The organism is Streptomyces sp. NPDC101110 (assembly GCF_044759525.1).
Classification (GTDB): Bacteria; Actinomycetota; Actinomycetes; order Streptomycetales; family Streptomycetaceae; genus Streptomyces.
This window is the reverse complement of sequence record NZ_JBIVZM010000005.1, coordinates 319,685-336,675: the sequence shown is the minus strand read 5'-3', so window position 1 is coordinate 336,675 and position 16,991 is coordinate 319,685. Positions and strand designations below refer to the sequence as shown.

The 16,991-nt window shown below is 71.6% G+C and carries 15 protein-coding genes; 6 read left to right on the top strand and 9 right to left on the bottom strand.

All coding sequences use genetic code 11. The features are described 5' to 3' along the window. Positions 1-23: 23 nt before the first annotated feature. Positions 24-836, top strand: coding sequence for a helix-turn-helix domain-containing protein (locus tag ACIQU3_RS14020; RefSeq protein ID WP_403925061.1), 813 nt, complete (start codon positions 24-26; stop codon positions 834-836). Next, the gene (locus tag ACIQU3_RS14015; protein ID WP_403925058.1) at positions 833-1,030 is read left to right on the top strand and encodes a DUF397 domain-containing protein; all 198 of its coding nucleotides are present in this window, start codon (positions 833-835) and stop codon (positions 1,028-1,030) included. The genes ACIQU3_RS14020 and ACIQU3_RS14015 overlap by 4 nt, the downstream gene beginning before the upstream one ends. On the opposite strand, the gene ACIQU3_RS14010 is transcribed toward ACIQU3_RS14015, so the two are convergent. After that, positions 1,027-2,328, bottom strand: coding sequence for a hypothetical protein (locus tag ACIQU3_RS14010; protein WP_403925055.1), 1,302 nt, complete (start codon positions 2,326-2,328; stop codon positions 1,027-1,029). The genes ACIQU3_RS14015 and ACIQU3_RS14010 overlap by 4 nt on opposite strands. Before the next feature lie 272 nt (positions 2,329-2,600). Here ACIQU3_RS14010 and ACIQU3_RS14005 point away from each other — a divergent pair, with 272 nt between their 5' ends. Beyond that, positions 2,601-3,110 (top strand): DUF2165 domain-containing protein, encoded by a 510-nt coding sequence (locus tag ACIQU3_RS14005; protein ID WP_403925052.1) that lies wholly within the window; start codon positions 2,601-2,603, stop codon positions 3,108-3,110. Here the strand turns inward: ACIQU3_RS14005 and ACIQU3_RS14000 are convergent. Together ACIQU3_RS14000 and ACIQU3_RS13995 are read right to left on the bottom strand one after the other, a co-directional pair. After that, the gene (locus ACIQU3_RS14000) at positions 3,103-3,657 is read right to left on the bottom strand and encodes a hypothetical protein (protein WP_403925049.1); all 555 of its coding nucleotides are present in this window, start codon (positions 3,655-3,657) and stop codon (positions 3,103-3,105) included. The two genes, ACIQU3_RS14005 and ACIQU3_RS14000, sit on opposite strands and share 8 nt — an antisense overlap. Positions 3,658-3,742: 85 nt before the next feature. Further along, on the bottom strand, positions 3,743-4,741 hold the full coding sequence (locus ACIQU3_RS13995; protein WP_403732620.1) for a glycosyltransferase family 2 protein: 999 nt from the start codon (positions 4,739-4,741) through the stop codon (positions 3,743-3,745). Positions 4,742-4,865: 124 nt separating this feature from the next. Between ACIQU3_RS13995 and ACIQU3_RS13990 the strand changes: the two genes are divergently transcribed. Further along, on the top strand, positions 4,866-6,785 hold the full coding sequence (locus ACIQU3_RS13990) for a GtrA family protein (RefSeq protein WP_403925047.1): 1,920 nt from the start codon (positions 4,866-4,868) through the stop codon (positions 6,783-6,785). A gap of 114 nt (positions 6,786-6,899) precedes the next feature. Here the strand turns inward: ACIQU3_RS13990 and ACIQU3_RS13985 are convergent, their stop codons facing one another. The 3 genes from ACIQU3_RS13985 to ACIQU3_RS13975 form a co-directional block, all read right to left on the bottom strand. Further along, positions 6,900-9,485: a bifunctional FO biosynthesis protein CofGH gene (locus ACIQU3_RS13985; protein ID WP_403925044.1), complete on the bottom strand. Its 2,586-nt coding sequence runs from the start codon at positions 9,483-9,485 to the stop codon at positions 6,900-6,902. A 44-nt stretch (positions 9,486-9,529) separates the two neighbouring features. Continuing rightward, entirely contained in the window at positions 9,530-9,736 is a 207-nt protein-coding gene (locus ACIQU3_RS13980; protein ID WP_403732611.1) for a hypothetical protein, read from the bottom strand. A 145-nt stretch (positions 9,737-9,881) separates the two neighbouring features. Further along, positions 9,882-10,727 (bottom strand): LLM class F420-dependent oxidoreductase, encoded by an 846-nt coding sequence (locus tag ACIQU3_RS13975; RefSeq protein ID WP_403732606.1) that lies wholly within the window; start codon positions 10,725-10,727, stop codon positions 9,882-9,884. Positions 10,728-10,963: 236 nt separating this feature from the next. Here ACIQU3_RS13975 and ACIQU3_RS13970 point away from each other — a divergent pair, with 236 nt between their 5' ends. Then, positions 10,964-12,472 carry a CehA/McbA family metallohydrolase gene (locus tag ACIQU3_RS13970; protein ID WP_403925041.1) on the top strand — a complete coding sequence of 503 codons (1,509 nt, stop codon included), beginning with the start codon at positions 10,964-10,966 and terminating at the stop codon, positions 12,470-12,472. On the opposite strand, the gene ACIQU3_RS13965 is transcribed toward ACIQU3_RS13970, so the two are convergent. Beyond that, positions 12,469-13,290 carry an endonuclease/exonuclease/phosphatase family protein gene (locus ACIQU3_RS13965; RefSeq protein ID WP_403925038.1) on the bottom strand — a complete coding sequence of 274 codons (822 nt, stop codon included), beginning with the start codon at positions 13,288-13,290 and terminating at the stop codon, positions 12,469-12,471. The genes ACIQU3_RS13970 and ACIQU3_RS13965 overlap by 4 nt on opposite strands. Positions 13,291-13,390: 100 nt before the next feature. On the opposite strand from ACIQU3_RS13965, the gene ACIQU3_RS13960 reads away from it, so the two are divergent. Continuing rightward, positions 13,391-13,783, top strand: coding sequence for a nitroreductase/quinone reductase family protein (locus tag ACIQU3_RS13960; protein ID WP_403732597.1), 393 nt, complete (start codon positions 13,391-13,393; stop codon positions 13,781-13,783). A gap of 6 nt (positions 13,784-13,789) precedes the next feature. Here the strand turns inward: ACIQU3_RS13960 and ACIQU3_RS13955 are convergent, their stop codons facing one another. Next, positions 13,790-15,241: an aldehyde dehydrogenase family protein gene (locus tag ACIQU3_RS13955; RefSeq protein ID WP_403732594.1), complete on the bottom strand. Its 1,452-nt coding sequence runs from the start codon at positions 15,239-15,241 to the stop codon at positions 13,790-13,792. After that, positions 15,238-16,968 carry an amidohydrolase family protein gene (locus ACIQU3_RS13950; RefSeq protein WP_403925035.1) on the bottom strand — a complete coding sequence of 577 codons (1,731 nt, stop codon included), beginning with the start codon at positions 16,966-16,968 and terminating at the stop codon, positions 15,238-15,240. The genes ACIQU3_RS13955 and ACIQU3_RS13950 overlap by 4 nt, the downstream gene beginning before the upstream one ends. Positions 16,969-16,991 lie beyond the last annotated feature (23 nt).

Genomic DNA, 16,991 nt, shown 5'->3' with positions numbered 1-16,991 from the left:
CCCGTACGTCAGGAGGGGAACGCATGGAGGACGAGGAAGCCGCGGCCGTGCTGCGGACGGTCGGACGGCAGATCAAGATGTGGCGCGAGGCCGCCGGGCTCAAGCAGACGGAGCTGGGTTCGGCCATCGGCTACGGGGAGGAGATGGTCTCGTCCGTCGAGCGGGCCCGGCGCATCCCCAAACCAGACTTTCTCGACAAGGCGGATGAGGTGCTGGGCGCGGGCGGCAAGATCTCCGCGATGAGGGAGGACGTGGAGAGGGCTCGGTATCCGAAGAAGGTGCGGGACCTGACCAGGCTGGAGGACGACGCCGTCGAACTCGGGGCTTACGCCGGTCTGCACATTCACGGCCTGCTCCAGACGCCGGAGTACGCGCACGCCTTGTACGCCATGCGGCGGCCGGCGTACACCGAGGAGGAGATCGAGCGGCTCGTCGCCGCCCGTATGGCCCGGAAAGCCGTCTTTGAGAAGGTACCCCGGCCGCTCCTCACGTTTGTCCAGGAAGAGGCGACGCTTCGGCGGCCCATCGGAGGCAGGATGGTCCTACGAGGCCAGCTCGAACACCTGCTTGAGGTAGCGGGGTTGAGGCACGTATCGATCCAGGTCATGCCGACGGACCGGGAGGAGCATGCGTGCTTGATGGGTCCGTTTCGGGTGCTGAAGCTGCGGGACGGCAAGACCCTCGGGCACTCGGCGGGCCAGTTGCACGACCGAGTCGTCAGTGACCCAAGGGATGTCCAAGTCCTGGAAATGCGCTATGGAATGATCCGGGCGCAGGCCCTCTCGCCCCGGGAGTCGCGAGCCTTCATCGAGAAAGTACTGGGAGAAGAGACATGACACCCACCCCGCCGAGGTGGTTCAAGAGCAGCTACAGCGGCAACGACGACGCCGACTGCGTCGAAGCCGCCATATCCCCCACCCCCCGACTCGCCATCCACATCCGCGACTCCAAGAACAAGGACGGCGCCCAACTGTCGTTCACCGGCGGTGCCTGGTCCGGGTTCTTGAGGTCGGTCCGCCCTCAGGGCTAGTCCGGCGGCCTCCATGCTTCCGCGACCGTGCTGGTCCAGCCCACCATGGCTTCGTTCTCCAAGCCGTCGTCATCCGGGCTCAAGGCATGGTCGCAGCCGTGGCCCGCATGCTCGATCGACACTCCGTTCCACGGGAACGGCGGCCACCAGGGTGACTCCCAGCCCTTCTCGCCACTGAGAACCCAGTAGGTGACAAGTTCTCGCTTGCTTTCGGTCAGCCGGTCGAAGGTGCCTCGGTGAGTGAGCGGACGGCGGTCCTGTGCAATGCGAGTGCCCTCGCACGTCATGGTCCGACGCGAGGAACCCGTCCGGCTCTCGATCTCCACCCGGTCCGCCCTCGCCACGGCGACATCCACCGAGATCCGGTACAGGGAGTAGTCCTTTTCCTCGGGGACACGCGCGACCAGGGTGGCGTGCAGCTCCTCGTCAGGGCCGATCCAGGCGAAGTCCTCTCCAACCGGGCCGACTTGGATGGGCTCGGGGTCCGCGTATCCGAAATCGGGGCTCATCCTGGCAGGAGAACCCCAATTGTCGCCGACGATCTCCCCGTACTCGGACTCCTCGGGGGCGGCGGGGCTCTCCAGATCCGTCCCCGTGATCTCATACAGCGACGTGAGCATCGTGACAGGGGTCTTCCCCTTGTTCTCCAGCGTGATCTCCACCGTGAGCTCGACGCCGTGCTCCCGCCGTTCGATGCTCTCGATGCCGGCCTCCGCCTGCACGACCGGCTGCTCCTGGGAGGGCTCGTACAGCGCGGAGTAGTAGAACTGCGGGACGGTGAAGGACGCCGCCAGAAGGGCACCCACCGCTGCGATCACGGCACCGAGCACCGTCGATCTTGCCTGCTCGTCGGACGACGTCGCCTGGGGCGGGGCTGGAGAAGGCTGCGGCCCGGCGGGGCTGTCACGTACGTCGCCCCACGCAAGGCAGAGAGCCAGGAGGGTCGCACTGGTCACGACCACCGCGGTCATGACCAGGACGGGTTGCACCGCGAAATCGGAGAGAACCCGGGAAATGATCCAGCTGTTGATCAGGATCGTGGCCACGTGTCCTGGGAGAAGCCGGCTCCGGGGAGGGGGCGCAGCGGAAGCGAGGGCAGCGGCACAGCTGCCGACGATGACGCCGGCGGCGACCGTGAGGAGGACTCCGACCATCTTCGCGCCGAGATCCAGGCCGCCGTAGACGTCCGTGAGGCCGACGTACCCGAGCAGCAGGCCGTAGATCAGGAGGAGGATGCGGCCGGGTTTGCGGATACGCCGTTGAAGCCCCCGCATGAACGTGTCGCTTCTGGCAGCCATCCGCCGCAGCAGGCCGGCCGGGGCGCTCCCGGGTCCCCTTCCCTCCTCGTCGTCGGGGTTTCTCGTTGGGCCAGGAACAGGAACGGCACTGCCACCAGCGGTCATTCATCCCCCCTGAAGTCCCGGGGGATCCTAGGCGTCACACATTCGAACATGTCGCCCGCTTCCGGAATCACCCATAGATTTACGGCACTTAGGGCATGGCCGGGTACTGCACCGAGCGGGCTCCCAACTCCCCTGCGGGCAGGCGTACATCGGGAAGAATGACGGTCATGGCCACCTCCACTTCACGCGGCACGCTGTCGCTCGCCGCCACCCTGCTCACCGCGACCATCGCTCTCTACATGGCGCTCGTCGCCTTCGGGAACATCACCGACTTCGGGACCAATCAGCAGTTCGTCCGTCATGTGCTGGCCATGGACACCACGTTCAAGGACGAGGACCTGATGTGGCGGGCCGTCACGAACCGCGGGCTGCAGGACGCCGCCTACGTCGGGATCATCGTCTGGGAGACTCTCGCCGCACTGGTCCTCATATACGGCAGCTGGCTGTGGGTCCGCCGCGACGACCTGCGGGCCCGACGGATGTCCAGCTACGGGCTGCTGATGGTCATGCTGCTGTTCGGGGCCGGGTTCATCGCGATCGGCGGCGAGTGGTTCTCGATGTGGCAGTCGGAGAACTGGAACGGGCTGGACGCGGCGACCCGGATCTTCCTGTTCAGCGGGGTCGTGCTGATCGTCAACCAGCTGTCGGGCCCCCGGACGGAGACCCCCGCTACCTGACGACGGTCACGGTCGTGCCGACCGTGCCGAACGTCCACAGTGCCGTGCCGTCCGCCTTCTTCATCCGGACCCCGCCGGTCTTCCCACCGGAGGCGGCGGGCGGCGGCGAGGCGCCGTCGACCGCGTTGGAGAAGGCGACGGAGACCCCGTCCTTCGCGGTGAAATACAGAATGTGCTCGATCTGGACGCCGTCCGAGCCGGTCGTGGCCGGGTTGCGCGAGGACACCGTGTAGCGGCCGGGGTCGGGGCTGACCGAGCCGGGCCAGACGGTGAACGTCCGGCGGGTCGCCTCGCTCGCGTCGACCAGCCACACCCGCTTCTCGCCCAGCGAGTAGACGACGCGCCGGCCGGTGCCGGAGCCGTCGGGCACCCGCGTGGGCGCCGAAGCCGTGGGGGTGGGCTGCGCCGAGGCCGTGCTGCTCGGCTCGGCCGAGGTGGCGGTGGGGTGCGAGCCCTGGTCCGCCCGCACGCCCAGGACCGTCACCGCGGCTATCGCTCCCACGGTCAGCCCGGTCACCCAGGCCCACGAAGGAAGTCGGGCAGGCACCGGCACGCATCTCCTCAGTCACGGGACCCCGCAGCGAAGCGGGGTTCCGATCATCGTACTGCGCACCCGCCGCCCCTCGGATCCCTCAGGGGTCCCCGGCGGTCTTGCGGACCGGGACCGGGCCCGTGCCCGCGCCCCGGGCGGCGTAGCGCGGGGTGCGCAGCGGGGCCGCGTAGGAGAGGTGGACCAGGCGGGTCTGTTCCTGGCGCATGTGCATGAGGGATTCGAGGATGTAGCCCACGAGCAGGACCAGGGCCGCGATGGTCATGATCGCGGCGGCGAGGATCGCCGTGGGCACCCGGGGCACGGTGCCCGTCTCGATGAAGTCGGCGATGACGGGGATGCCGAGGACGAGCGAGACCAGGGCGAGGACGCCCGCGAGCACGGTGTGGACCAGCGACGGGCGCTCGCGCCGGGCCAGGTCGAGGATGACCCGCAGGATGCGCCAGCCGTCCCGGTAGGTGCGCAGCTTGCTCTCGCCGCCGGCGGGCCGGACGCGGTAGTCGGTGAGGACCTCGGCGGTGGGCAGCCGCAGGTGCAGCGCGTGGATCGTCATCTCGGTCTCGGTCTCGAACTCGCGGGCCAGCGCCGGGAACGACTTCACGAAGCGGCGTGAGAAGACCCGGTAGCCGCTGAGCATGTCGGTGACGTCGTTGCCGAACAGGGCCCGCACGGCCCCGGTGAGCAGCTTGTTGCCGACCGCGTGCCCGGCCCGGTAGGCCCCGTCGACGGTCACCCGGCGGGCGCCGACGACCTGGTCGTACGGGCCTTCGAAGAGCAGGTCCACCAGGTCCCGGGCTCGGAAGGCGTCGTAGGTGTCGTCGCCGTCGATGATGAGCAGCGCGTCGGCGTCGACGTCGGCGAAGGCACGGCGGATGACGTTGCCCTTGCCCTTGCGGGTCTCCTGCCGGACGATCGCGCCGGCCGCCCGGGCGACCTCCACGGTCCGGTCGGTGGAGGCGTTGTCGTACACGTAGACGACGGCTTCGGGCAGGGCCGTGCGCAGGTCGCGGACGACCTTGCCGACGGCCGCCTCTTCGTTGTGGCACGGCACGACACACGCGATCGTCGGTTCCACGACCACTCCTCACTCGACCGGTTCCCGCACACCGTCAGCACCTCATACATCAGCACCTCATATAGTCGGACATCATGCGATATGAGCGCGCCTGACCGGATGGGGCACGCCGGGTCGCTACGCTCGCCGTGTGCCGGTCCTCGAGTCTGTGACGCTGCGGGCGCGTGACGCCATCAAGGGCATCTGGCGCGAGGCCGCCAAGTTCGGTGTCGTCGGGGTCCTGGCTTTCGTGGTCGACAACGGCGGGTACAACCTGCTCGTCTTCGGCGTGCCCGGCGGGGCGGCGGGCGGGGTGATGCGGACCGCCCCCGTGCAGGCCTCCGTCGTCGCGACGGCCGTCGCCGCACTCTTCAGCTGGGTCGGGAACCGCTACTGGACCTACCGCGGCCGGCACCGCGAGAAGGTGGCCCACGAGCTGGCGCTGTTCCTCGTCGCGAACGGGGTCGGGCTCGCCATCACCGCGGGCACGGTCTTCGCCTCCCGGCAGCTGCTCGGGCTGGACTCGGCTCTCAGCGACAACACCGCTCGCATCACCGGCTGGGTCCTCGCGACCCTGTTCCGCTTCTACGCCTACCGGCGTTTCGTCTTCGTCGCTCCCCGGCCGGCCGCCCCCCACCGAACCATTAGCATCCGGCATATGGAACAAAAGGGATGGGTGCGGCGGGAGCGGCAGCACTGGACCTGGGGGCTGGCCGCCGTCGCGGCGGTGTGCTGGACGGCCACGGTCCTCGTCTTCGCCCCCGGCTATCTGAGTCCCGACAGCCTCGACCAGTTGCGGCAGGCCCGGGGCATGACCCCGCTGACCGACTGGCACCCGCCCGTGCTCGCCCTGGTGTGGCGGGCGCTCATCGCGGTGACCGGCTCGATCACGTCCATGCTGGTTCTGCAGTCCTTCCTCTTCTGGGCGGCACTGTGGGTACTGGCCCACTGCGTGTGGCGGCTCACCGCGAGCCGGGGCGGTTCGCTCGCCGTGCTCGGACTCGGGCTGCTGCCGTACGTCCTGACATTCGCCGGGGTGGTGTGGAAGGACGTGCACGCGGCGGTCGCACTGCTCGCCGCCTGCGCGGTCGCCTTCACCGGCCTGCTGATGCGGGACCGCGGCCCCCGGCCCGCCGTGCGCTGGGGCCTGCTCGGGCTCGGCGTGCTGTTCCTCGCCTACGCCATGCTGGTGCGCAAGAACGCCTTCCTCGCCGCGATCCCCGTCTTCGTCATGCTGGTCCTCGCGCTGTGGGGCACCCCCGGGCGCCGTACGTGGGTGACGTGCACGGCGGCGCTCGCGGCCGCGCTCGTCGTCCCCACCACCGCCATCTCACTGTTCGCCGCGCCGCTGCAGACCAAGCAGGGCGCGCAGATCATGCTCGACGACCTCGTCCATGTGCTGAGCGTGGACGAACTGCGCTCGGCGGAGGTGTCACCCGCCCTGCGGGACCGGCTCGTGGCCTCCGCGCGGGAGTGCGAACGCGTCGGCGCCCTCTCCGACGCCTACTGGGCCTGCTACCGCCGCCCGGCCGACGGGCTGCGCGGCGACTCGGGCGAGATCACGTCCCTGTGGCTGCGGGAGATGAGCGGGCACGTGCCGCAGTACCTCCAGTACCGGCTGCTGCTCTTCACGACCCTGCTGTTCGAGACCGACTACCCGTACAAGGCCGGGATCACCCGCAACGACCTGGGCGCCGAGGTGGCGCACCCACGTCTGGAGGAGATGCTCGGCCGTTACGTCAAGGGCACGGCACAGGATTTGCCGTGGCTGTTCCGCGGCTGGTTCTGGCTCGCCGTCGCGCTGGTGCTGACGATCCGTCCCGGCCGGGGTGTGTTCGCGATGCCCGTCCGGGCGCTGGGCGTCAGCTCGGCGGCCTACGTCCTCGGCTACCTGCCGATCATGCCCGCGACGGACTACCGGTACGTCTACTGGCCGGCCGTCGCCTGCTCCCTCGGCCTGCTGCTGCTCCTGCTGGGCCGGGGCAGGCCCGCACCGCCCCCGGCGGCCCCCGGCACCACGGCAGGCCGCACCCTGACGGCGCACGAACCGGCGGACGCCGGGAGCCAGTAGACCACCGGCCGCTTTGCGCACCGGCCGGTCGAATCCCACTCAGTCGAGCACCGGCCGGTCGAACACCACCCGGTCGAGTACCAGTCGGTCGAGTACCAGCCGGTCGAGCACCGGTCAGTCGAGCACCGGCAGCAGCTCCGGCAGGTGCCCGTCCGACGCCGTCGCCGCCCGCTGCCGCTCCTCGGGGACCTCGCCGTAGAGGGTGTTCCGGGGCCGGGCCGGCCGGCCCGCGGCGTCCGCCACCGCGATCAGGTCCTTCACGGACTTGTACGAGCCGTACGACGAGCCCGCCATGCGGGAGATGGTCTCCTCCATGAGCGTCCCGCCGAGGTCGTTCGCGCCCGAGCGGAGCATCTCGGCGGCACCCTCGGTGCCGAGCTTCACCCAGCTGGTCTGGATGTTGGGGATGTACGGGTGCAGCAGCAGCCGGGCCATGGCCGTCACCGCGCGATTGTCCCGCACGGTCGGCCCCGGGCGGGCGATCCCGGCGAGGTAGACCGGCGCGTTGGTGTGCACGAACGGCAGCGTCACGAACTCCGTGAACCCGCCGGTGCGCTGCTGGATGCCCGCCAGCGTGCGCAGGTGCCCGAGCCAGTGCCGCGGCTGGTCGACATGGCCGTACATCATCGTCGAGGACGAGCGGATGCCCAGCTCGTGGGCCGTCGTGACGACGTCGATCCAGTCGGCGGCGGGCAGCTTGCCCTTGGTGAGGACCCAGCGCACCTCGTCGTCGAGGATCTCGGCGGCCGTGCCCGGGATGGTGTCCAGGCCCGCCTCCTTGGCCGCGGTCAGCCACTCGCGGACCGACATGCCGGTGCGGGTCGCGCCGTTGACGACCTCCATCGGTGAGAAGGCGTGCACGTGCATGCCCGGGACGCGTTCCTTCACGGCCCGCGCGATGTCGAAGTACGCCGTGCCGGGCAGGTCCGGGTGGATGCCGCCCTGCATGCACACCTCCACCGCGCCCACGTCCCAGGCCTGCTGGGCCCGGTCGGCGACCTGGTCGAGGGAGAGGGTGTAGGCGTCGGCGTCGGTGCGGCGCTGGGCGAAGGCGCAGAAACGGCAGCCGGTGTAGCAGACGTTGGTGAAGTTGATGTTGCGCGTGACGATGTAGGTGACGTCGTCGCCCACGGCGGACTTCCGCACGTCGTCGGCGACCCGGGCGAGGGCGTCCAGCGCCGGGCCGTCCGCGTGCAGCAGGGCCAGGGCCTCCTCGTCGGTGAGCCTCGTCGGATCGTCGGCGGCCGTGCGCAGGGCCTCGCGTACGTCGGTGTCGATGCGCTCGGGGGCCATGCCCGGGGCGGCGGCCTCGCGCAGGGCGCCCCAGTCGCCGTACACCTCGTCGAAGTCGTCCCGGCGGTCCGACGTACGGCCCTCGGTGTCGATGGAGCTGTGCAGGTCGGTGCGCCCGGACGCGGTGAAGACCTCCTCCGGCTCCTGCCACGGCAGACCCGCCGGCAGGGCGCCGGGGCGGGCGAGGCCGGTCTCCGGGTCGGCCAGGGCGGCCACGTGCGGACGCAGCCGGGGGTCCAGCCAGGGCTCGCCGCGGCGCACGAACTCCGGGTACACGCACAGCCGTTCACGCAGCTCGAAACCGGCCGCCCGGGACTTCTCGGCGAGCTGCTCGATCTGCGGCCAGGGGCGCTCGGGGTTGACGTGGTCGATGGTGAGTGGGGAGACGCCGCCCCAGTCGTCGATGCCGGCGCGGATCAGCCGCTCGTACTCGTCGTCCACGAGGTTGGGCGGGGCCTGGATGTTGCCGCTCGGGCCCATGAGGAGGCGGGCGACGGCCACCGTGGCGACCAGTTCGTCGAGTTCGGCGTCGGGCATGCCGCGCATCGCGGTGTCCGGCTTGGCGCGGAAGTTCTGGATGATCAGTTCCTGCACGCCGTGGTAGGCCCGGGAGACCTTCCGCAGCGCGAACAGCGACTCGGCGCGCTCCTCGTAGGTCTCGCCGATGCCTATCAGGACTCCGGAGGTGAAGGGGACCGACGAACGCCCGGCGTCCTCCAGGACCCGCAGGCGGACGGCCGGTTCCTTGTCGGGAGAGCCGTGGTGCGGGCCGCCCGGCTCGGACCAGAGGCGGGTCGCGGTGGTCTCCAGCATCATGCCCATGCTGGGCGCGACCGGCTTCAGACGCTGGAAGTCCGTCCAGCTCATGACGCCCGGGTTCAGATGGGGCAGCAGGCCGGTCTCCTCCAGGATGCGGATGGAGATGGCCCGGACGTAGGCGAGGGTGTCGTCGTAACCGTGCGCGTCGAGCCACTCGCGCGCCTCCGGCCAGCGGTCCTCGGGCTTGTCGCCGAGGGTGATGAGGGCTTCCTTGCAGCCGAGGGCGGCGCCCTTGCGGGCGATGTCCAGCACCTCGTCGGGCGACATGAACATCCCGTGGCCCTCACGGCGCAGCCTGCCCGGGACGGTGACGAACGTGCAGTAGTGGCACTTGTCCCGGCACAGCCGCGTCAGCGGGATGAAGACGGACTTGGAGTACGTGATGACTCCGGGCCGCCCGGCCGCTTCGAGGCCCGCGTCCCGCACCCGGGCGGCCGAGGCCGACAGGTCCTCCAGCCGCTCCCCCCGGGCCTGGAGCAGCACCGCCGCCTCGGCGACGTCGAGCGAGACGCCGTCCCTGGCCCGTTTCAGGGCGCGACGCATGGAGTTCTCGGTGGGGCCGGTTCCGGAGGTCGCGGGAGTCGTCATCCTCCGAGCATACGAGTGCGCTGATCAGGCTCGGGGGAGCCCCGTCAGTGGAAGGCCAGCCACCCGATGCCGACGGCCGAGGTCAGGCCCGCGGCGGCTATCGCGGCCGGTCGGTTGCGGTGCAGGGTGAACCAGACCAGCGCGGCGGTCACCAGCACGGCCGTGGTGCCGATCGCGGCGCGCAGCAACCCCTGGCTGTATCCGTACTCCGTGAAGTGACGCAGGAGCCAGGAAAACCAGACAACCCTCAAGACACTCTCCCCCGTGGAATCGCTGAGCCGGACCCTCACACCGTTTCGCGCGCGGTGGTCAGCCGCGCACCGGTGTGCTCCCGGCCCGTTTGTTGACCCGCAGTTTAGTAGGGAGCGCCAAGGAGACCGTCACGCAGGCGAGTTGTCAGAGGTGGTCGGCGAGGCCGTCCAGGGCCTTCAGCACCTCCGCCTCCCCCGCCGGGGGCAGCTGCGCCACGACCTCCTCGATGCCGAGATGGGCGTAGTGGGCGAGCTTGCCCGCGGTGGGGTGGACGGCGTAGGGGACGACCTGGAGGGCCCCGGGGTCACGGCCGGCGTCGGCCCAGGCGGTGCGCAGGAGCGGCAGGGCCTCGCCCAGGCCCCGGCCGCCGATCGGCAGCCACCCGTCGGCGTACTCGCTGATGTGGGCGAACAGCCTGGGTCCGGCGGCCCCGCCGACGAGCGTGCGCGGGCCGGTGACCGGGCCGCGCGGCTCGCGCACGGGCTTCGGGAACGCGTAACTGGCCCGGACGCTGCCGAACTCCCCCTCGTAGGCGACCGGTTCCCGCGACCACAGGGCCCGCATCAGCGCCATCCGGTCCCTGACCAGCTCGCGCCGGGTGCTCCACCGCACGCCGTGGTCGGCGGCCTCCTCGACGTTCCAGCCGAAGCCGACCCCGAGGGTGAACCGGCCGCCGGAGAGGTGGTCGAGGGTCGCGACCTGCTTGGCCAGGTCGATCGGGTCGTGCTGCGCGACGAGTGTGATGCCCGTGCCGAGCCCGAGCCGCCCGGTGACGGCGGCGGCCTGGCCGAGCGCCACGAACGGGTCGAGGGTACGGCCGTACTCGGGCGGCAGCTCACCGCCCACCGGGTACGGGGTGGTCCGCTCGACGGGGATGTGGGTGTGCTCGGGCAGGTACAGCCCGGCGAAACCGCGCTCCTCCAGCTCCCGGGCGAGCCGGGTCGGGGTGATCGTCTCGTCGGTGAGGAAGATCGTCACGGCGATGCGCATGACGTATCTGTACCGGAGGACGGCCCAACTGTCGATACCGACCGGTCGGACTTTCACATGACCGGTGCGGACGCGGGATGACCGACAGCCTGCGCCCCGCGCCCCACCGCCGCCTCCTGCCGCCCGCCGTCCGATTCTCCTCTCTTGCACGCCTGTTCACGGCTGGCTACAAGGGTGCACACGCACCACCCCGCACCACCCGTGCCACGTCGACGACGACTTCTGGGGGCAGACGCATGCGCGAGGACAGCCACGGCGGGCTCGACCGGCGCGCCTTGTTCGTGACGGGAGCGGCGGCCGCGCTTACCTTGGGAAGCGTGAGCTTCGCTTCAGCGGGCGACGGGGACCGGGAGAGCAGGACCGTGCGCGGCACGCTGCCGCCCGGCTCCCCGGACTTCGTGTACGTGCCCGTCGAGGTCCCGGCCGGGGTCCGCGAGCTGAAGGTCGCCTACACCTACGACCGGCCGTCCGTCCCGGCCGGGACCGCGGGCAACGCCCTCGACATCGGCGTCTTCGACGAGCGCGGCACCGAGCTGGGCGGACGGGGCTTCCGGGGCTGGTCGGGCGGGGCGCGCACGGAGTTCTTCGTACGGGCGGACGACGCGACGCCCGGCTACCTCCCCGGCCCGGTGCGGGAGGGCACCTGGCACATCGCGCTCGGCCCGTACACCGTCGCCCCGCAGGGCCTGTCGTACGAGATCACGATCACGCTGACCCACGGGGAGCCGGGCGAGACCGCCCGGCCGGTGTATCCACCGCAGCGGGCGAAAGGCCGGGGGCGGGCCTGGTACCGGGGCGACTGCCATCTGCACTCCTGGCACTCCGACGGCCGCCGCACCCCCGCCGAGATCGGCGACCTGGCCAGGGCCGCAGGCCTGGACTTCATCAACTCCTCCGAGCACAACACGCATGCGGCGCACGCCCACTGGGCCGATGTGGCCGGGGACGACCTGCTGGTCATGCTGGGCGAGGAGATCACCACGCGCAACGGTCACGTGGTGGCGCTGGGCACCGACCCGGGCACCTTCGTCGACTGGCGCTACCGGGCCCGCGACAACCGCTTCGGCCGGTTCGCGCGGCAGATCCGCCGGGCCGGCGGCCTGGTCGTCCCGGCCCACCCGCACGCCACGTGCGTCGGTTGCAACTGGAAGTTCGGCTTCGCCGAGGCGGACGCCGTCGAGGTGTGGAACGGCCCCTGCACGCCCGACGACGAGGTGGCGCTGGCCGACTGGGACGGCATGCTCGTGGCGTCGGTGCGGGACGGGCGCGGCTGGCTCCCGGCGATGGGCAGCAGCGACGCCCACCGCTCCCCGGACGCGGTGGGCAGCCCCCAGACGGTCGTCCTGGCCGACGACCTCACCCGGGAGGCGATCCTGGAGGGCATCCGGGCGGGGCGGTGCTACGTCGCGGAGTCCGCGAGGGTCGCGCTGTCGCTGCGGGCTTCCGGCGGACGCGGCGAGCACGCCGGCATCGGCGAGCGGCTCGCCGTCGGCCGCGACACCCCGGTCACCGTCCGCCTGGAGGTCACCGGCGCCCCGCGCTGCACGGTCCGCCTCGTCACCGACCAGGGCGTCCTGCACACCGGCGCCCCGCTGCCGGTCTCCGGCTCGGGCGTGGTCGAGTGGCGCACCACACCGTCGTACGCGGCGTACGTACGGGCCGAACTGCGGCACGAGGCGGCGGCGGGACCGTTGCCCGGGCCGCTGGCGGCGTTCACCAACCCGGTGTTCCTGGGACGCGCCTAATCGGTGTCCGCCAGGTCGGCGACGACCGCCGCGTGGTCGGAGGGCCACACCCCGTCGACCGGGGCGGCACAGGCCCGCCGGACGGACCGTACGTGGCCGACTCCGCCGGGGCCCGGCGGGCCCACGTGGATGTAGTCGATGCGCACGCTGGGCTCCAGGGTGCGCGCGACGTACGGGTTGGCCGCGTCCCAGGTGGCGGAAGGGGCGGCCGGGTCGGCGTACTCCCAGGCGTCGAGGAGGACCTGGCCCGGCACGGCCGGGGCGGTCTTGTAGCCGCCGAGCAGGCGGACCTCGTCGGAGTCGGGCCAGGCGTTGAGGTCGCCGGTGACGACGGGCGGGAACGGGGTGTCGCCGACGTGCCGGGCGACGAACCCGGCGAGCGCGGCGGCCTGACCGCAGCGGACCGCCGAGCCGTGCAGCACGGAGCTGAAGTGGGCGGTGAAGAACGGCACTTCGTGGCCGGGCGCGGCGAGGCGGGCGTAGAGGGCGAGGCGGCCGTCGTCCGATTCGGGCGGGGCTGGAAGCGGCAGCACGTCCTGCTCGACGACCGGCCATCTGCTCAGCACGGCGTTGCCTATGCCGACCGTGGGGTCCCCGATCCGCCGCTGCCAGCGCTCCGGGGCGGGCGAGGCGCCCCAGGCCCAGTACAGGCCCAGCTCACCGGCGAGCCACTCGGCGAGGTTCTCTCCGTCGGCCGCCCACACCTCCTGCAGGCCGACGACATCGGGCCGCAGCTCCCGCAGGGCCGTGAGAATCGCCTTCTGCCGCGTCTGCCACGGCCCGAAGCGCCACCACACGTTCCAGGTCACGATCCGCATCCGCAGCCACCCGCTCTCCTCGTTGCCGCGTGGGGGATCATTGAAGCAGGCCGCGTTGCCAGAATCCGTGTGAGCTTCGTGCGAAGGAGACCCGCAGACGATGTCCCGCCGCTCCGACCTGAGGTTCCGCGCGACGACGGCCTTCCAACGCCGCCTCAACCCGATCCTTCGCCGTCTCCCCTTCCAGACGGTCCTGGAGACGACGGGCCGCGTCTCCGGGCTGCCCCGCCGCACACCGGTGGGCGGGCGCCTCGTCTCCGGCTCCTTCTGGCTGGTGTCGGAGTTCGGCGAACGGTCGCAGTACGTACGCAACATCAAGGCCGATCCGCGGGTACGGGTGCGCATCCGCGGCCGGTGGCACGAGGGCACGGCGCATCCGATGCCGCAGGACGATCCGGTGGCACGGCTGCGGGGCCTGCCCCGGGTCAACAGCCTGGGGGTGCGGGCCCTCGGGACGGACCTGCTGACCGTGCGGGTGGACCTGGACGCCTGAGAGGCCTCAGCCCGGCCACACGATCGACTGCACCTCGCTGTAGGCGTGCAGGGCGTACGAGCCGACGTCCCGGCCCACACCGCTCTGCTTGAAGCCGCCGAAGGGCGCCTCCATGTTCCGCCCGACCGTGTTGATCCCGACCCCGCCGGCCCGCAGCCGCCGGGCCACCCGGAAGGCCCGGGCCACATCGCCCGACCAGACGTAGTCGATCAGCCCGTAGTCGGTGTCGTCCGCCAGCGCGATGCCCTCCTCCTCGTCGTCGAAGGGGATGACGACCACCACCGGCCCGAAGATCTCCTCACGGGCCACGCGCATGTCGCTGCCGCAGTCGGCCAGGAGCGTCGGGGCGACGTAGAAGCCGGTCGGCAGGTCCGGGCGTTGCCCGCCCGTTACCACCACCGCCCCTTCCTTGCGGCCCAGTTCGACGTACGACTCCACACGGTCGCGGTGCGCCGCCGAGATCACCGGCCCGACGACGGTGTCCGGCTCCCGCGGGTCCCCGACCTTCAATCGCCGCGCATAGGCCGCCAGTTGCTCCACCAGCCGGTCGTACGTCCCGCGCTGGGCCAGCACCCGCGTCGGCGCCGTGCAGATCTGCCCGCTGTAGAAGGAGAAGGTGGTCCCGATCCCGGCCACGGCCGAGGCGAGGTCGGCGTCGTCGAAGACGAGCGCGGCACCCTTCCCGCCCAGCTCCATCAACTGCCGTTTCATGCCGCGCCCGCACACCTCGGCGATGCTCCGTCCGACCGCCGTGGAGCCGGTGAAGCTCACCATGTCGACGTCCGGCGAGGCGACGGCGGCCTCACCGACCTCCGCACGTGTGCCACTGACCACGTTCACCACCCCCGGAGGCACACCGGCCGCCTCCAGCGCCTCGGCCATCCGGTAGACCGACAGCGGATCCTGCGGAGCCGGCTTCACCACGACCGTGTTGCCCATGGCCAGGGCGGGGGCGACCTTGCCGGCCGGGTTGGCCCAGGGGTTGTTGTACGAGGTGATGCAGGTGACGACCCCGACGGGCTGCCGGACGGCCAGGGCGCCCATCACACCCGCCTTCCCCATCGGCCCGGCCTCGTTGATCTGCGGCGGGACCGCCCACTCGGCGGGCTCCACGCGGGCGTAGCGCCGGAAGCGGGCGGCCGCCACCCCGACCTGCAGGGCGCGTGCGGTGCGCGGGGTCGCTCCGGTCTCGGCCCCGGCCAGCTCCGCGTGCTCCTTCAGCCGGGCGGCGATGAGCCCCGCCGCCCGGGCGAGCACCGCGGCCCGCTCCTCCGGCGCCGTGCGCGACCAGGGCCCGAAGGCCTCGCGGGCCGCTGCGCACGCCGCCCGCACCTGATCCCGCGAGGCCTCCGGGGCCCACCCGACGGTCCGCTCGGCCGCCGGGTCGATCACCTCGTAGTGCCCGCCGTCCGGCTCCACCCAGGAGCCGCCGACGAACAGCGACTGCCGTGCCGTCACCGTGTGCTCACCGTCTCCGTGTCCCGCCCGGAACGCAGCACCCGGCCCGGCACGGCCCCGGTCACCACGTCGTCCCGGATCGCCTCGACCCCATTGACCCAGACGGCCCGCACGCCCAGCGCCCGGGAGTCCAGCCGCGGGCTGTCGCCCGGCAGGTCGTGCACCAGGGTGGCCGGGCCCGCGTCGATCCGCTCCGGGTCGAGCAGCACGAGGTCCGCGTGCCGGCCCTCCTCGATCCGGCCCCGGTCCCGCAGCCCGAAGAGCCGGGCCGGGTCGTCGGTGAGCATCTTCACGGCCTGCTCCAGACCGACCAGCCTCCGCCCCCGCAGACAGTCCCCGAGGAACCGGGTCGTGTACGGCGCCCCGCACATCCGGTCCAGGTGGGCGCCCGCGTCGGACCCGCCGAGCAGCACGTCCTCGTGCTGCCAGGTCTCGGCGCGCAGGGCCCAGGACGCCGGGTCGTTGTCGGCCGGCATCGGCCACAGCACCGTGCGCAGGTCGTCCCGGGCGCAGATCTCCACCAGGCACGCGAAGGGCTCCTGCCCGCGCTCCTTTGCGATGTCCCCCACCACGCGCCCGGTCAGCCCGGCGTTCGCCTCGCTGTAGGTGTCCCCGATGACGTACCGCCCGAAGTTGGCGAGCCGCCGGAAGACCCCGGCCTCCTTGGAGTCGGCGCGGCGCAGCAGTTCGGCCCGCACGTCCGGATCACGCAGCTTCCGGATCCGCTCGGGCACCGGCAGTCCGAGGACGGGCCCCCAGCCCGGGATCAGATTGAGCGCGCAGAAGGTCCCCAGCGACATGTTCATCGGCGTGAGGATCGGCATGGTCAGGGCCACGACCCTGCCGCCCGCCTTCCGTGCCTGCTCGCTCGCGAGCAGCTGCCGGGGCACCCGCTCGGGAACGGCCGCGTCGATCGTCAGCACGTTCCAGTTCAGCGGCCGCCCGGCCACCGCGCTCATTTCCACGAACAGATCGATCTCCGCGTCGCTGAACTGATCCAGACAGCCGGCGACGATCGCCTCGATCTGTGTGCCCTCGCACTCCCCGACGGCCCGCGACAACGCCAGCAGCTCGGCCGGCTGGGCGTGCCAGGAGGCGACCGGTTGCCCGTCACCGTCGGAGTGGCTGGTCGACTGGGTGGTGGACAGCCCCCACGCCCCGGCGTCCATGGCTTCCCGCAGCAGCCGCACCATCGCGGCGAGCTGCTCCTGGCTCGGCTGCCCGCCCACGGCCCCGGGCCCCATCACGTACCGCCGCAGCGCGCAGTGCCCCACCATGAACCCGGCGTTCACGGCGATCCGCCCCTCCAGGGCGTCCAGGTACTCACCGAAGGAGTGCCAGCTCCACGGCGCCCCCTGCTCCAGCGCCACCAGCGCCATGCCCTCGACCCGGGACATCATCCGCCGCGTGTAGTCGGCGTCCTCGGGCCGCCCGGGATGCAGCGGCGCGAGCGTGAACCCGCAGTTGCCGCCGACGACGGTGGTGACACCGTGGTTGAGCGAGGGCGTGGCGTACGGATCCCAGAAGAGCTGGGCGTCGTAGTGGGTGTGGGGATCGACGAAGCCGGGGGCGAGGACGAGCCCGGAGGCGTCCTCGACCGACCGTGCTCTCCTGGTGACCTGACCGATGGCCGCGATCCGCCCGTCCTTGATGCCGACGTCAGCGGTGAAAGCGGGAGTGCCCGTCCCGTCCACGACGGTCACACCCTTGATGACGTGATCGAGCATGCCCAGTCAACTCCCTTGGGATG

Bases quoted from the DNA above. Each gene is read 5' to 3' on its own strand.
- ACIQU3_RS13965 (WP_403925038.1), bottom strand. From the start codon at position 13,290: ATGCGGATCGTGACCTGGAACGTGTGGTGGCGCTTCGGGCCGTGGCAG.
- ACIQU3_RS13960 (WP_403732597.1), top strand. From the start codon at position 13,391: ATGTCCCGCCGCTCCGACCTGAGGTTCCGCGCGACGACGGCCTTCCAA.
- ACIQU3_RS13975 (WP_403732606.1), bottom strand. From the start codon at position 10,727: ATGCGCATCGCCGTGACGATCTTCCTCACCGACGAGACGATCACCCCG.
- ACIQU3_RS14015 (WP_403925058.1), top strand. From the start codon at position 833: ATGACACCCACCCCGCCGAGGTGGTTCAAGAGCAGCTACAGCGGCAAC.
- ACIQU3_RS14005 (WP_403925052.1), top strand. From the start codon at position 2,601: ATGGCCACCTCCACTTCACGCGGCACGCTGTCGCTCGCCGCCACCCTG.
- ACIQU3_RS13950 (WP_403925035.1), bottom strand. From the start codon at position 16,968: ATGCTCGATCACGTCATCAAGGGTGTGACCGTCGTGGACGGGACGGGC.
- ACIQU3_RS13970 (WP_403925041.1), top strand. From the start codon at position 10,964: ATGCGCGAGGACAGCCACGGCGGGCTCGACCGGCGCGCCTTGTTCGTG.
- ACIQU3_RS13985 (WP_403925044.1), bottom strand. From the start codon at position 9,485: ATGACGACTCCCGCGACCTCCGGAACCGGCCCCACCGAGAACTCCATG.
- ACIQU3_RS14020 (WP_403925061.1), top strand. From the start codon at position 24: ATGGAGGACGAGGAAGCCGCGGCCGTGCTGCGGACGGTCGGACGGCAG.
- ACIQU3_RS14010 (WP_403925055.1), bottom strand. From the start codon at position 2,328: ATGGCTGCCAGAAGCGACACGTTCATGCGGGGGCTTCAACGGCGTATC.